General features: G+C 62.7%; 9 protein-coding genes. 2 read left to right on the top strand and 7 right to left on the bottom strand.

Translation table 11 applies throughout. The annotated features are described in order from the left end of the window. Positions 1–97: 97 nt before the first annotated feature. Together ACI3EV_RS03815 and ACI3EV_RS03810 are read right to left on the bottom strand one after the other, a co-directional pair. Positions 98–6,001, bottom strand: a complete 5,904-nt coding sequence (locus tag ACI3EV_RS03815) for a tandem-95 repeat protein (protein ID WP_405198033.1) — start codon at positions 5,999–6,001, stop codon at positions 98–100. Further along, positions 5,998–8,358, bottom strand: coding sequence for an Ig-like domain-containing protein (locus tag ACI3EV_RS03810; RefSeq protein WP_405198032.1), 2,361 nt, complete (start codon positions 8,356–8,358; stop codon positions 5,998–6,000). Before ACI3EV_RS03810 ends, ACI3EV_RS03815 begins: the two co-directional genes overlap by 4 nt. A 128-nt stretch (positions 8,359–8,486) precedes the next feature. On the opposite strand from ACI3EV_RS03810, the gene ACI3EV_RS03805 reads away from it, so the two are divergent. After that, positions 8,487–9,637, top strand: a protein-coding gene (locus ACI3EV_RS03805) for an IS3 family transposase (RefSeq protein WP_337690837.1) whose coding sequence is annotated in 2 segments (ribosomal slippage) — positions 8,487–8,724 and positions 8,724–9,637 — 1,152 coding nt in all. Because the reading frame shifts where the segments join, the coding sequence is not laid out codon by codon here. On the opposite strand, the gene ACI3EV_RS03800 is transcribed toward ACI3EV_RS03805, so the two are convergent. After that, positions 9,634–10,233 carry a hypothetical protein gene (locus ACI3EV_RS03800; protein ID WP_337690839.1) on the bottom strand — a complete coding sequence of 200 codons (600 nt, stop codon included), beginning with the start codon at positions 10,231–10,233 and terminating at the stop codon, positions 9,634–9,636. The two genes, ACI3EV_RS03805 and ACI3EV_RS03800, sit on opposite strands and share 4 nt — an antisense overlap. A gap of 540 nt (positions 10,234–10,773) precedes the next feature. On the opposite strand from ACI3EV_RS03800, the gene crcB reads away from it, so the two are divergent. Beyond that, positions 10,774–11,160 carry a fluoride efflux transporter CrcB gene (gene crcB / locus ACI3EV_RS03795; protein ID WP_337690955.1) on the top strand — a complete coding sequence of 129 codons (387 nt, stop codon included), beginning with the start codon at positions 10,774–10,776 and terminating at the stop codon, positions 11,158–11,160. Here the strand turns inward: crcB and ACI3EV_RS03790 are convergent. The 4 genes from ACI3EV_RS03790 to ACI3EV_RS03775 form a co-directional block, all read right to left on the bottom strand. Further along, positions 11,157–11,675 (bottom strand): DUF421 domain-containing protein, encoded by a 519-nt coding sequence (locus ACI3EV_RS03790; protein ID WP_091815921.1) that lies wholly within the window; start codon positions 11,673–11,675, stop codon positions 11,157–11,159. The genes crcB and ACI3EV_RS03790 overlap by 4 nt on opposite strands. Before the next feature lie 13 nt (positions 11,676–11,688). After that, positions 11,689–13,314, bottom strand: coding sequence for a nitrogen regulation protein NR(I) (ntrC, locus tag ACI3EV_RS03785; RefSeq protein WP_337690844.1), 1,626 nt, complete (start codon positions 13,312–13,314; stop codon positions 11,689–11,691). A gap of 110 nt (positions 13,315–13,424) precedes the next feature. Continuing rightward, complete coding sequence (gene glnL / locus ACI3EV_RS03780) at positions 13,425–14,540, bottom strand: nitrogen regulation protein NR(II) (protein ID WP_337690846.1); 1,116 nt, start codon at positions 14,538–14,540, stop codon at positions 13,425–13,427. Between the two features lie 43 nt (positions 14,541–14,583). Beyond that, positions 14,584–15,090, bottom strand: a complete 507-nt coding sequence (locus ACI3EV_RS03775) for a hypothetical protein (protein ID WP_337690848.1) — start codon at positions 15,088–15,090, stop codon at positions 14,584–14,586. Positions 15,091–15,171: the final 81 nt, after the last annotated feature.

The raw sequence follows: 15,171 nt of genomic DNA, 5'->3' as shown, positions 1-15,171 counted from the left end.
CGGCCTGTAAGGTTGCCAACCGGACTCCGGACAAGAAAAAGCCGCACCGCCTGCCAGAGCAATGCGGTGCAGCACAGTGGATGCGGGATTTTTCGCGTCAGATGATCACGAAATCGGCAACCGACAAGGTCGGATGCTGCGTCCCAGTTCCCAAGATGGCAAACTGCACTGGCGCTGTGCCACCCGTACCGTCAGCATCGTAGTACAAGGCACCCGTGCTGGTGTTGTACAGGATGGTGGCATTCGTCGTCGTGGGCACGGGATTGTTGCTGCTCGCCACAAAGCTGCTGGCGGACAGCTGCCCCGTTTGCGCGAAGCCTTTAAAAATGAAGTTTTCGAGCACGATCTGGTCGCTTCCTGACGTGAAATCCGTAATGGTATCGATGTTGCTCGATCCCAATTCGGATTCAAAGAGGAACTTGTCCCTGCCATCTCCACCGGTCAGCGTGTCATTGCCAGCCCCACCTACGAGCACGTCGTTCCCCGCGCCTCCGATGAGAACGTCATTGCCGCCATGCCCCATGATATAGTCGTCGGCTGCCGTTCCATTCAAGATGTTGGCAGCTTCGGTACCATGCTGGGCACCCGAGAGGTATTTCGCATCGAAATACAAGTCGTCCAGGCGCACCGTATCGATGGAGTTCTGCTCGTCATAGTAATAGACACGGAAGTAATAGGTGCTACCAGCATTGAGCAACAAGCCTCCCGTATAGCCATCCACGGTCAGATAACCGTTTGGAGCAATCATATTACCAACTTGAATATCCTGACTCAGGGTCGTATATGACGTAAAGCTTGATGAGGTCGACATTTCTATCGCCATCTTGAAGTTGCCAGCAAGATAGTCCGGATGAGAAACCGCATCGGTGTAAAAGCCGAACCAAAGCTTGTCGACATACATCGTATCCTTCGGCGTGAAAGAGACCTGAGCATAATCATTGTCGGATCTCGCGGCACTGTAGGTTTTCTTGTCAGCTCCTTTCAGCATGTAGGTATAGGCATAGTCCCGATAGGGATTATTGTTTGAATTTTCATCCAACCCAGAGCCAAAGGTAACATTAGCGGTGGACGAGAAATGATCTTTGAAAGCCGGATCCTGGTAAGTGGCATAGTCGGACTGCCCTGCACGGCCATTGACGGTTTCGTTATGCATCCATTGGATCTGCGATCGGTGGTAAACCACAATATCCATGGTATTAGGCGTGGCATCGGTATTCTGTCCGCCATTCGCCGTTCCACCGCTGTCCTGCACCTGGAATGTAAACCAGGTCTTTCCTCCGGTGAGGCTGGAACCATCGAAGAATTTCAGCCTGCCCGCATCGATATCGGCCTTCGATACCACCGTACCCGCAGTCAAAGCCTCCCCTGTATCAATAACGCCATCGCCATCGGCATCGCGATACAGCGTGCCTGCGCCAGGCAGCGTCGTAATCTTGACGCCCGTGAAAGCATTACCTTCCACCGGATCGGAGAAGCCGAAGTCATTCGCGGTAAAGACGTAATTCGAGTTCTCGTTGTGGAGCACCACATTGTCCGTGCCGGACGGTGGGTCGTTCACCGGATTCACCGTGAGTTGCAGCGTGGAGGTGTCGAACCCTCCCTTGCCATCGGCTACGGTGTAGGTGATGAGCGGCACCGTGCCATTCCAGTTAAGGGCAGGCACAAAGGTGTAGCTGCCGTTGCCATTAATGGTGATGGTACCTATGCCTGCAATCTGTGCCGACTGGCCAGCCGTATAGGTGCCCGTCACGCCGGCGATGGTGTAGCTGGCAATGGTCAGGTTATCACCGTCCACGTCGGTGGCATTGTTGAGCAAGTCGCCGGTAGCGCCATCAGCCACCGTCAGTGTCGTGTCTTCCAGCACACTGTTCGTCTCGTTACCGTCAACCGGTGCGTCGTTGACCGGCGTCACCGTGATGTCCAGCGTGGAGGTGTCGGTTCCACCCTGGCCATCGCTCACGGTGTAGGTGATCTGCGGCACCATGCCATTCCAGTTGGCAACCGGCACAAAGGTGTAGCTGCCGTTGGCATTGATGGTGATGGTGCCCTTGCCGGTGATGGTCACAGACTGACCTGCCGTGTAGGTGCCCGTCATGCCGGCAATGGTGTAGCTGGTAATGCTCAGGGTGCCTCCATCCACATCGGTGGCATTGTTGAGCAAGTCTCCTGCCGCACCATCGAGAACGGTCAAGGTCGTGTCCTCGTTGGTCACGTTGGTTTCGTTGCCGTCCACGGGCGCGTCGTTCACGCCCGTGATCGTGATGGTGAGCTGCGCCGTATCCGTGCCGCCCTTGCCGTCACTGATCGTGTACGTGAACACGTCCGTCGCCGTGGCGCCGGCTGCCAGGCTGTCCGCCTTGCTGGCTACATAGCTGTAGCTGCCATCGGCGTTGAGCGTGAGCACACCCCAGGTACCCGTGAGGGCGCTGCCCACTGTGCCGCTGGTACCCGTGCCTGTTTCCGTACCGGTATGGACCGCCGTCACCGTCAGCGTGTCTCCGTCCACATCCGTGTCGGCGACGCTGTTCACGCTGGCGCTGCTGTAGGTTGCCAGCACACCCTGGCTGGCCGTCGTGGTCAGCGTGGCGTTTTCCAGTACGGAGGCGGTGTCGTTGTTAGCGATGGGGGCGTCGTTGACCGGCGTCACCGTGATGTCCAGCTTGGAGGTGTCGGTGCTGCTGCCGTCCGTCACCGTGTAGCCCACGCTCGGCACCGTGCCGTTCCAGTTGTCGTTCGGCGTGAACGTGTACGTGCCATCGGCATTGACCACGATCGTGCCCACGCCCGTGATGGTCGCCGTCTCTCCGGCCTGGTAGGTCGTGCCGCCCACCGTGAACTCGGTCACCGTCACCGGGCCGTCCACGCTCGTCGTGCCATCAAGCACACTGCCGCTGACCGGCGTGTCTTCGTCCGTCGTCACCGTCTCATCGGCGTCGGTGAACGGGTCGTCCACCGGCGTCACCGTGATGTCCAGCTTGGAGGTGTCGGTGCTGCTGCCGTCCGTCACCCGTGCCCCCACGCTCGGCACCGTGCCGTTCCAGTTGTCGTTCGGCGTGAACGTGTACGTGCCATCGGCATTGACCACGATCGTGCCCACGCCCGTGATGGTCGCCGTCTCTCCGGCCTGGTAGGTCGTGCCGCCCACCGTGAACTCGGTCACCGTCACCGGGCCGTCCACGCTCGTCGTGCCATCAAGCACACTGCCGCTGACCGGCGTGTCTTCGTCCGTCGTCACCGTCTCATCGGCGTCGGTGAACGGGTCGTCCACCGGCGTCACCGTGATGTCCAGCTTGGAGGTGTCGGTGCTGCTGCCGTCCGTCACCGTGTAGCCCACGCTCGGCACCGTGCCGTTCCAGTTGTCGTTCGGCGTGAACGTGTACGTGCCATCGGCATTGACCACGATCGTGCCCACGCCCGTGATGGTCGCCGTCTCTCCGGCCTGGTAGGTCGTGCCGCCCACCGTGAACTCGGTCACCGTCACCGGGCCGTCCACGCTCGTCGTGGCATCAAGCACACTGCCGCTGACCGGCGTGTCTTCGTCCGTCGTCACCGTCTCATCGGCGTCGGTGAACGGGTCGTCCACCGGCGTCACCGTGATGTCCAGCTTGGAGGTGTCGGTGCTGCTGCCGTCCGTCACCGTGTAGCCCACGCTCGGCACCGTGCCGTTCCAGTTGTCGTTCGGCGTGAACGTGTACGTGCCATCGGCATTGACCACGATCGTGCCCACGCCCGTGATGGTCGCCGTCTCTCCGGCCTGGTAGGTCGTGCCGCCCACCGTGAACTCGGTCACCGTCACCGGGCCGTCCACGCTCGTCGTGCCATCAAGCACACTGCCGCTGACCGGCGTGTCTTCGTCCGTCGTCACCGTCTCATCGGCGTCGGTGAACGGGTCGTCCACCGGCGTCACCGTGATGTCCAGCTTGGAGGTGTCGGTGCTGCTGCCGTCCGTCACCGTGTAGCCCACGCTCGGCACCGTGCCGTTCCAGTTGTCGTTCGGCGTGAACGTGTACGTGCCATCGGCATTGACCACGATCGTGCCCACGCCCGTGATGGTCGCCGTCTCTCCGGCCTGGTAGGTCGTGCCGCCCACCGTGAACTCGGTCACCGTCACCGGGCCGTCCACGCTCGTCGTGCCATCAAGCACACTGCCGCTGACCGGCGTGTCTTCGTCCGTCGTCACCGTCTCATCGGCGTCGGTGAACGGGTCGTCCACCGGCGTCACCGTGATGTCCAGCTTGGAGGTGTCGGTGCTGCTGCCGTCCGTCACCGTGTAGCCCACGCTCGGCACCGTGCCGTTCCAGTTGTCGTTCGGCGTGAACGTGTACGTGCCATCGGCATTGACCACGATCGTGCCCACGCCCGTGATGGTCGCCGTCTCTCCGGCCTGGTAGGTCGTGCCGCCCACCGTGAACTCGGTCACCGTCACCGGGCCGTCCACGCTCGTCGTGCCATCAAGCACACTGCCGCTGACCGGCGTGTCTTCGTCCGTCGTCACCGTCTCATCGGCGTCGGTGAACGGGTCGTCCACCGGCGTCACCGTGATGTCCAGCTTGGAGGTGTCGGTGCTGCTGCCGTCCGTCACCGTGTAGCCCACGCTCGGCACCGTGCCGTTCCAGTTGTCGTTCGGCGTGAACGTGTACGTGCCATCGGCATTGACCACGATCGTGCCCACGCCCGTGATGGTCGCCGTCTCTCCGGCCTGGTAGGTCGTGCCGCCCACCGTGAACTCGGTCACCGTCACCGGGCCGTCCACGCTCGTCGTGCCATCAAGCACACTGCCGCTGACCGGCGTGTCTTCGTCCGTCGTCACCGTCTCATCGGCGTCGGTGAACGGGTCGTCCACCGGCGTCACCGTGATGTCCAGCTTGGAGGTGTCGGTGCTGCTGCCGTCCGTCACCGTGTAGCCCACGCTCGGCACCGTGCCGTTCCAGTTGTCGTTCGGCGTGAACGTGTACGTGCCATCGGCATTGACCACGATCGTGCCCACGCCCGTGATGGTCGCCGTCTCTCCGGCCTGGTAGGTCGTGCCGCCCACCGTGAACTCGGTCACCGTCACCGGGCCGTCCACGCTCGTCGTGCCATCAAGCACACTGCCGCTGACCGGCGTGTCTTCGTCCGTCGTCACCGTCTCATCGGCGTCGGTGAACGGGTCGTCCACCGGCGTCACCGTGATGTCCAGCTTGGAGGTGTCGGTGCTGCTGCCGTCCGTCACCGTGTAGCCCACGCTCGGCACCGTGCCGTTCCAGTTGTCGTTCGGCGTGAACGTGTACGTGCCATCGGCATTGACCACGATCGTGCCCACGCCCGTGATGGTCGCCGTCTCTCCGGCCTGGTAGGTCGTGCCGCCCACCGTGAACTCGGTCACCGTCACCGGGCCGTCCACGCTCGTCGTGCCATCAAGCACACTGCCGCTGACCGGCGTGTCTTCGTCCGTCGTCACCGTCTCATCGGCGTCGGTGAACGGGTCGTCCACCGGCGTCACCGTGATGTCCAGCTTGGAGGTGTCGGTGCTGCTGCCGTCCGTCACCGTGTAGCCCACGCTCGGCACCGTGCCGTTCCAGTTGTCGTTCGGCGTGAACGTGTACGTGCCATCGGCATTGACCACGATCGTGCCCACGCCCGTGATGGTCGCCGTCTCTCCGGCCTGGTAGGTCGTGCCGCCCACCGTGAACTCGGTCACCGTCACCGGGCCGTCCACGCTCGTCGTGCCATCAAGCACACTGCCGCTGACCGGCGTGTCTTCGTCCGTCGTCACCGTCTCATCGGCGTCGGTGAACGGGTCGTCCACCGGCGTCACCGTGATGTCCAGCTTGGAGGTGTCGGTGCTGCTGCCGTCCGTCACCGTGTAGCCCACGCTCGGCACCGTGCCGTTCCAGTTGTCGTTCGGCGTGAACGTGTACGTGCCATCGGCATTGACCACGATCGTGCCCACGCCCGTGATGGTCGCCGTCTCTCCGGCCTGGTAGGTCGTGCCGCCCACCGTGAACTCGGTCACCGTCACCAGGGCCCGTCCACGCTCGTCGTGCCATCAAGCACACTGCCGCTGACCGGCGTGTCTTCGTCCGTCGTCACCGTCTCATCGGCGTCGGTGAACGGGTCGTCCACCGGCGTCACCGTGATGTCCAGCTTGGAGGTGTCGGTGCTGCTGCCGTCCGTCACCGTGTAGCCCACGCTCGGCACCGTGCCGTTCCAGTTGTCGTTCGGCGTGAACGTGTACGTGCCATCGGCATTGACCACGATCGTGCCCACGCCCGTGATGGTCGCCGTCTCTCCGGCCTGGTAGGTCGTGCCGCCCACCGTGAACTCGGTCACCGTCACCGGGCCGTCCACGCTCGTCGTGCCATCAAGCACACTGCCGCTGACCGGCGTGTCTTCGTCCGTCGTCACCGTCTCATCGGCGTCGGTGAACGGGTCGTCCACCGGCGTCACCGTGATGTCCAGCTTGGAGGTGTCGGTGCTGCTGCCGTCCGTCACCGTGTAGCCCACGCTCGGCACCGTGCCGTTCCAGTTGTCGTTCGGCGTGAACGTGTACGTGCCATCGGCATTGACCACGATCGTGCCCACGCCCGTGATGGTCGCCGTCTCTCCGGCCTGGTAGGTCGTGCCGCCCACCGTGAACTCGGTCACCGTCACCGGGCCGTCCACGCTCGTCGTGCCATCAAGCACACTGCCGCTGACCGGCGTGTCTTCGTCCGTCGTCACCGTCTCAGGAGAGTCCACAAAATCACTGGCACTAGCAATATTGCCCGCCGGATCCTGCACCGTCGCCGTCGCCGTGTAGCCCCCTTCCGGCAGCGCCTTGGGCACCTCCACACTGTACGTGCCGCCCGGCTGTACCGTCGTCGTCACCGTCTGCGTGCCACCCGCACTGTCCTTCACCACCACGGTCACCGTGCTGCCCACAGGCGCATCGGTCGTGCCCGTGATCGTCGGCGTCGTGTCTGTCGTGTTGTCCGGCGCATCCACCGTGATCGCCGGCGCCGTCGTGTCCACGCTACCCGGATCGGTCGCCATTCCCGTATTGCCCGCCGGATCCTTCACCGTCGCCGTCGCCGTGTAGCCACCCTCTGGCAGCGCCTTGGGCACGTCCACGCTGTACGTGCCGTCCGGCTGTACCGTCGTCGTCACCGTCTGCGTGCCACCCGCACTGTCCTTCACCACCACGGTCACCGTGCTGCCCACCGGCGCATCGGTCGTGCCCGTGATCGTCGGCGTCGTGTCTGTCGTGTTGTCCGGCGCATCCACCGTGATCGCCGGCGCCGTCGTGTCCACGCTACCCGGATCGGTCGCCATTCCCGTATTGCCCGCCGGATCCTTCACCGTCGCCGTCGCCGTGTAGCCACCCTCTGGCAGCGCCTTGGGCACGTCCACGCTGTACGTGCCGTCCGGCTGTACCGTCGTCGTCACCGTCTGCGTGCCACCCGCACTGTCCTTCACCACCACGGTCACCGTGCTGCCCACCGGCGCATCGGTCGTGCCCGTGATCGTCGGCGTCGTGTCTGTCGTGTTGTCCGGCGCATCCACCGTGATCGCCGGCGCCGTCGTGTCCACGCTACCCGGATCGGTCGCCATTCCCGTATTGCCCGCCGGATCCTTCACCGTCGCCGTCGCCGTGTAGCCACCCTCTGGCAGCGCCTTGGGCACGTCCACGCTGTACGTGCCGTCCGGCTGTACCGTCGTCGTCACCGTCTGCGTGCCACCCGCACTGTCCTTCACCACCACGGTCACCGTGCTGCCCACCGGCGCATCGGTCGTGCCCGTGATCGTCGGCGTCGTGTCAGGCGTGTTGTCCGGCGCATCCACCGTAATCAACGGCTTGGCCGGAACCGGCGCAGCGCCACCACCGCCACCACCCCCAGCAGCAGCCCCCAGCAACCCAACCCCCAGCAACGCAGGCCACCAGAAGAACGGCACCACCACCGCGCCTTCACCGCCCAGCGCCTGCCCGGCCTCCACGCCATCCCCCAGCATGGACACCGCATCCGTCGTCTCGGCACTCTCTGGCACGTAGGGATACACATTCCCGTTCTCGTGCGTACCCACCAGCATGTTGTTTGTACCACTCTCGTAGCCGATCTCGCCGTTGTCCTTGTAGTAGTTCTCGATCACCAGATCCGGCTCATTCACATCGCCGCCTTCAAACGCAACGTGCAGGTTCTTGCCCACCCGCTTCGTCGCGATGTTCTCGGGGCCGAAGCCCGTCGCCTCATCCGTGAAGTGATAGTGCACATTGGCCTGCGCCTGGATATGCACTGCCTTGTCCTGGGAACCCACTCCGCCCTCGCCCCCGTCGATCTTGCGGGTCAGGATGGTTTCAGTTGCGTTGTTGATGCGGAGGGTGATGTGCTTGAGACTCATGATGTTTTGTCCTGCTGACTGTTCAGGCCGTTGCCCGGCCCGAGGCATGTATTTCTTGTGGGATTTGAATCGACCCGGATCCTGTAGACACCTGTGAGTCTCATAACTGAGGTCTAATAGGAGGTGCCATGAGTCAGAAGAGATATCCGGAAGAATTCAAGATCGAAGCGGTCAGACAGATTGTGGAGCGCGGTCATGCGGTGGCCGAAGTATCGGAACGCCTGGGCGTCAGCCAACACAGCCTGTACAAGTGGATCAAGCAGCGACAGATGTCCCCCGGCCAGCGCCAGGAGCAATTGAGCCAGTCCGAGGAGCTGCGCCGCCTGAAGGCTGAACTCAAGCGTGTTACCGAGGAGCGCGACATCCTAAAAAAAGCCGCCGCGTACTTTGCCAGGCAGTCCGGGTGAGGTACGCGTTTATCCAGCGCCATGAGGGTGTACACGCGGTACGCCGTCTATGTTCGGTGCTGAGGGTCCATCCCAGCGGCTATTACGCCTGGAAGCACAAACCCTACAGCGACAAGCAACGCGATGACCAGCGTCTGCTGGGCCTGCTCAAGCAAGCTTGGCTGGAAAGTGGCTGCGTGTATGGGTACCGCAAGCTGACTCTGGACATGCGCGATCTGGGTGAGCCGTGCGGCAAGCATCGTGTGGCACGTCTGCTGCGCGCAGCAGGTATCCGTTCACAGACGGGCTATCGGCGCCGCCATGGCAGCCGGGGCGGCAGGCCTGCCGTGGTGGCTCCCAATCATCTGAATCGGCAGTTCACGCCGATGGGTCCCAATCAGGCATGGGTGACGGACATCACCTATATCCGCACGCACGAGGGCTGGCTGTACCTGGCTGTCGTACTTGATCTATTCTCCAGGCAGGTTATTGGCTGGTCCATGGGCAGTCGCATCGATAGCGATCTGGCTTTGAGCGCGCTGCTGATGGCCATCTGGCGCAGGCAGCCCAAGGAGTCGGTTCTGGTGCATTCCGATCAGGGGTGTCAGTTCACGGGGCAGGATTGGCAGAAGTTGCTGCGCGCGCACAATCTGGTCAGCAGCATGAGTCGGCGCGGCAACTGCCACGATAACGCGGTGGCGGAGAGCTTCTTTCAACTGCTCAAGCGCGAGCGGATTCGTCGCCAGATCTATTCCACCCGGCAGGATGCGCGGGCCGATGTCTTCAACTACATCGAGATGTTCTACAACCCCAAACGACGCCACAATACATGCGGGGCGGTATCCCCGATAGAGTTCGAAAAACGTCACTACCAGCGGCTCGCGAGTGTCTAGTAGATCCGGGTCGATTCACTTTGCGCAATCTCTTCCGCCACCTTGCGGATCTCCTGCTTGCCCTGGGGCAGCAGATTGGCGTAGTCCGACTTGTCGAAAGCGAACAGCGCCGACGCATCCAGTGTGAATTTCTTGAACTGCGCCACCACCGGCTTGGCGCACACGAGGCGGTTTTCCACGCGCGGCAACGTATGCACCTGCTCCTTCAGCGCATCCACCGCAGCCTGGCCTGCCTTGCCATCCAGCGCCTGCAGCGCGGGCTTGCCCTGCGCATCCGTCACCACACGGAAATAGGAGACCTTGCCGGCGGGCACATCAAACATCTGTCCCTGGCGCTCCTTCTCGTGATAGCGGCTACGCACATCGGTGTAGTGGGCCGTCAGGCGATTGTTGCCCACACAGGCGATCGACTGCTTGAACCCGCCGGACAGCAGCGACGCCAGGTACTCGCCATTGACAAAGACATTGACCGACTTGCCGGCAATGGCGTCCTTCTCGCGCAGGAAGACGACGCTTGCCTCGTTTTCCTTCACCCCGTGCACCTGTCCTAGATCGAAGTTGTGCCACCGCTCTATCGCGGTGCCATTTCCACCCATTCCGACTGTAGGCGCGCACCCCGCTAAAAGCATGCTTCCAGACACTCCGACAAATAAGATTAAAGGCTTAAAATAAGATTTTGGTTCAATGGATTTCTTCGCGCACGCCATACCGCCTCCGACAAAATTTGGGGGTCTTTTAAAACAGCTTAAGTTCTATGATTACGGATACAATTAGCTATAGATTGTAACGTGAAATAAAAGTAGATGAGACGAAACTTCCCCTCTGAAGCGTGAACTATTACACGTAATTTCATGCTGCTTCCAGCAAGACTCCGAACCTTTCCCCGCGTCACGCAACACCACCAAAATTTATGTTGCATAGATGCTAGAAATTTCTCCTTGAAGAACCCCTTTGAGTACCCCAATATTGGCTCGGGGTTCACCCTCAATCACGCAAAAATCCCGGCACGAGGGGTTTGCCATCGCAGTCCGCCAGTCGACCCCTCCTGCAAGACAGGGCAAACGTGAGTCCGGCCGGTCCGAGTTCCCTACAATCCTCTTTAGAACAAGCGCTTCTCACTGTCTTCCATGAGTACCCTGCTCCAGTCCCTCCTCGCCATCAGCCTCGGCGCCTCTGCAGGTGCCGTGTTGCGCTGGCTGCTCGGTCTGGGCCTGAACGCACTGTTCCCTGCCATCCCTCTCGGCACGCTGCTCGCAAACCTCATCGGGGGCTATCTGATTGGTCTGGCCATTGCCTGGTTTGCGCATTACCCTGACTTGCCCGTCGCATGGCGCCAGCTAGTAATTACCGGATTTCTCGGAGGGCTGACGACGTTCTCCACCTTCTCGGCTGAGGTGGTGGCCTTGCTGCAGCAGGGCAGAATGCTGATGGCAGCGAGCGCCATCACCCTCCATGTAGCCGGCTCGCTGCTGATGACCCTACTGGGCCTGGCCACCGCAGGTTGGCTCAGGCTGGGGCGCTAGACCGGCGACGAGGTACTGGCGGAGGTTCCGCCCTCGGCCTCCTGCTTCTTCGCGATACGTGGCGTGAAGCTGATGCTGCCATTGGTCTCCAGCACTGCCGTATGCACATCCTCCACCGACAGGTAACCCCCTCCGCGCAGCGCCGCATTCAGCTCGTGCCGCGTGATCTTCGCCGCCACCAGCACATCCTCGTACACCACCCCGTTGTGGATCAGCAGTTGCGCACGCCCCTCCACCAGATCAGCCAGCTTCTTGCTGCGGAAGGTGACGAAGTTCAGCAGCCAGTTCAGGGTGACCAGCACCGTCGCCGAAATCAGTCCGCCAGTCAGCGAGTTGTCGCCCGCATTCATGGCGTTCTGCACCGCGTTTGACAACACCAGCAGCAGCACCAGATCCATGGGCGAGAGCTGCCCGATCTGCCGCTTGCCGGTCACCCTGAGCAGCAGGATCAGAAAGGCAAACACCGCTGTTGCACGCAGCACCAGTTCCCACCACGGTACAGACAAGTCCCACATACACGGCCTCCCGTCAATCCAGCCCCAGCTCCTGCATCTTGCGGCTGATGGTATTGCGGCCGATGCCCAGCCGCTGCGCCGCCTCGATTCGGCGCTGCCCGGTCCACTCCATGGCCGCCAGGATCAGCGCCCGTTCGCATTCGGCCATCAGCGTGTCCCACACCCCGCCATGGCCCTCCATCAGCAGACTGCGTGCATGTTGACGCAAGCCCTTCTGCCACGGCAGGTCGCTGTCGGGCAGGTCCGGATCCGCAGCAGTATCACCGTCGCCCCCAGCGATGCCACTCACAGCGGGTAACGTGTCGCAGCTTTTCGCAGCGACCGCATCCGCAGCCCGTCTCTGCGCGTCCTCAGTCCGGCTGACACCCGTCCCCCCAGCCAGCGCTGCCGAGTCGCCCTCTTCAACCAGCCGGAGTCCACCAGAATCCAGCCCCACCGCCCCATTCCCGGCATCCACCTCCACGCCCGCCATATCCCGCACCTCGGCCGGCAAATCCTGCCGTTCCACCAGCTGCGAAGGCGCCATCACCGTCAACCAGTGACAGATGTTTTCCAGCTGGCGCACATTGCCCGGAAAGGCAAACTGCTGCAGCTGGCGCAAGGCCGCATCACTGAGACGCTTGGGCTCGACCGCCAGCTGCTGTGCGCTGCGCTGCAGGAAGTGGCGTGCCAGCATGCCGATATCCTGCTGACGCTCACGCAGCGGCGGCAGGCGCAGCCGGATCACGTTGAGCCGGTGGTACAGGTCTTCGCGGAACACGCCCTGCTGCACCTGTTGCTCCAGCTGCTGGTGCGTGGCCGCGATGATGCGCACATTCGCCCGGATCGCCTGCTGGCCGCCGACGCGGTAGAAATGGCCATCGCTGAGGACACGCAGCAGCCGGGTCTGCAGTTCCAGCGGCATGTCGCCGATTTCGTCGAGGAACAGCGTGCCGCCCTCGGCCTGCTCGAAGCGGCCGCGGCGCAGTTGCTGCGCCCCGGTAAAAGCGCCGCGTTCGTGGCCGAACAGCTCGCTTTCCAGCAGGTCGCGCGGAATCGCTGCCGTGTTGATCGCCACAAACGGCCCGCCGGCGCGCGAGGAATGGCGATGCAGCGCACGTGCCACCAGCTCCTTGCCGGAGCCGCTTTCGCCGGTCACCAGCACCGTGGCCTGGCTGTGCGCCAGCCGTCCAATGGCGCGAAACACGTCTTGCATGGCCGGTGCCTGACCCAGCATTTCCTGATGCTCGAGCGGGCTGTCATCGGCCGTGCCGGACTGGCTTTCGCTGCTTTCGATGGCACGACGGACCAGCTCGACGGCCCTGGGCAGATCAAACGGCTTCGGCAAATAGTCGAAAGCACCGCCCTGGAACGCAGCCACCGCGCTGTCCAGATCAGAAAACGCCGTCATGATCAGCACCGGCAATGCAGGCCACTGCTGCTGCACCCGCTGTAGCAGGTCCAGGCCAGACAGGCCTTGCGCATCGGGCATGCGGATATCGCTGATCAGTACCGAGGGCAGTTCGCCCTCCTCTGCCAGCGCCTGCAGTACCTGTGATGGCTGCTCGAAACAACGTACCGGCAATGACTCGCGCTGCAGCGCGCGCTCCAGCACAAAACGGATGGACGCATCATCGTCCACGATCCAGACTGCTTTCATGGCTTTCCTCATCGCATCAGGCATGCACCATATTAGTGCATTGCCTTGTCAAGTGGCAGACGCATGGGCTGTCAACAGCTCGTCTGCCCGTGAATGGCAGCCAGATCGATTCACGCCAGTGGAATCAGCACCCGGAATACCGTATGACCGGGAACGCTGTCGCATTCGATCAGGCCCTGATGCTGTTGCACATAGGTTTGCGCCAGCGTCAGGCCCAGGCCCGTGCCACCGGCCTTGCCCGTGACCAGGGGATAGAACACCTGGTCCTGCATGGCCGGCGGCACGCCCGGTCCGTTGTCGATGACAAGCAATTCCAGTGCCAACTTGTAGCGCTGCTTGCCCAGCGTGACCTGGCGCAGCACGCGGGTACGCAGCACGATCTGCGCATCGCCGGCCTGGCGCCGCGCTTCCAGCGCATGCGCGGCGTTCTGCACCAGGTTCAGCACCGACTGGATCAGGCGCTCACGGTCGCCGGTGAATTCGGGAATCGAGGTATCGTAATCGCGCACCACGCTCAGGCCCTGCGGGTACTCGGCGAGTACCAGGCTGCGCACGCGCTCGCAAACTTCATGGATATTGACCTGGCCCAGCTCGGGGGCACTGCGGTGCGGCTTCAGCAGACGATCCACCAGGGCCTGCAGGCGATCGGCCTCGCGGATGATGACCTGGGTGTATTCGCGCAGTGCCGGCTGTTCCAGCTCCATGTCGAGCAGCTGGGCGGCACCGCGCAGGCCGCCAAGCGGGTTCCTGATTTCGTGCGCCAGATTGCGCACCAGCTCCTTGTTTGCCAGGCCCTGGCTGAGCAGGCGGCCTTCACGATCATGGCGGTTTTGCGTGTCCAGCTGTACCAGTTCAATGACCACCTGCTCCGGATTGTCGGTCTGCGCGATCACCACATGTACCGGCAGCGCATCGGCGCCCTGTCGTAGCAACTGGGCGTCGTAGCGCTGGGTGGCAAACTGTGCGGTGCAGGCCTGGTGGATGCCCTGCAGCAAAGCCTCCGGTTCGGCAAAGCAGGGAGCGAGTGACTGGCCGCACAAGGTCAGGCGGGAATGGCCGAGTACATCTTCCAGCGCGGCATTGACGAACAGCAGCGTGGCATCCTGGCGCACCACGGCGACCAGCGTGGCGAGCGTATCGAACGCCGCCCAGGAGCCAGCCTCTTGCAGCAAACGGGCATCGGCCTGCCTGCGACGGCTTGACGGGTGCGACAGGGAATCGGACATGGGCGGTAGTGGCGGAAAAACTCCAGTCTAACGCCTGCCGGGATCAGCCGCCGGCGCGACCCAGTTCACGGCGCAGGCCAGCCAGATCGCTTTCCACGCGCTGGATGTCATTGCGCAGGCCGGCCACGCGATTCAGGTATTTCTGGTGGTTATTCAGCTCGGAACCGAGTCGTTCGGGCTGGCCATGGTTGTATTCCAGCTGCAGTTCGCGCAGGCGGGCGCTGGCCTTGTTCAGTTCGGCCTGCAGGATGGCGCGGGCATCGCGATCACGTGCCTGCTGCTGCTGTGCCGGCACATGGTTGGTACGCTGTACGCGCGGCGGCGTCGTGCTGCGCTTGCTGTTGCTGGCCGGCTTGGCCCAGTTGACATCCGGGCGCGCCACGCGCGTGACCTGGCCGGCGACCGGCACGCAACCGCCCTGCTTGATGCGGCTGGCCTGGTTGGTGTATTCGTTGCCGCAACGGTAGATCGGGCTGGCTGCCGCGCCCTGGCTCATGAGCGACAGCAGCACCAGCAGGCCGACCGGCAGACGGGAATCGATGCGAAACATGTGAACTATTAAGTATTAATTTCTGCAGCCATTCTAGCCGCAGAAACGCATCGATTGTCGGCAAGGCATTTGACATGCCGA

This window comes from Allobrachymonas wangyanguii, assembly GCF_045055315.1.
Classification (GTDB): Bacteria; Pseudomonadota; Gammaproteobacteria; order Burkholderiales; family Burkholderiaceae_C; genus Brachymonas; species Brachymonas wangyanguii.
The sequence above is the reverse complement of the archived record's forward strand: the minus strand, read 5'-3'. Positions and strand labels throughout refer to the sequence as shown.

What these genes read in the sequence shown, in the direction of transcription:
- ACI3EV_RS03810 (WP_405198032.1), bottom strand. Translation starts at nt 8,358, where the DNA reads ATGAGTCTCAAGCACATCACCCTCCGCATCAACAACGCAACTGAAACC.
- ACI3EV_RS03800 (WP_337690839.1), bottom strand. Translation starts at nt 10,233, where the DNA reads ATGGGTGGAAATGGCACCGCGATAGAGCGGTGGCACAACTTCGATCTA.
- ACI3EV_RS03790 (WP_091815921.1), bottom strand. Translation starts at nt 11,675, where the DNA reads ATGTGGGACTTGTCTGTACCGTGGTGGGAACTGGTGCTGCGTGCAACA.
- ntrC (WP_337690844.1), bottom strand. Translation starts at nt 13,314, where the DNA reads ATGAAAGCAGTCTGGATCGTGGACGATGATGCGTCCATCCGTTTTGTG.
- glnL (WP_337690846.1), bottom strand. Translation starts at nt 14,540, where the DNA reads ATGTCCGATTCCCTGTCGCACCCGTCAAGCCGTCGCAGGCAGGCCGAT.
- ACI3EV_RS03775 (WP_337690848.1), bottom strand. Translation starts at nt 15,090, where the DNA reads ATGTTTCGCATCGATTCCCGTCTGCCGGTCGGCCTGCTGGTGCTGCTG.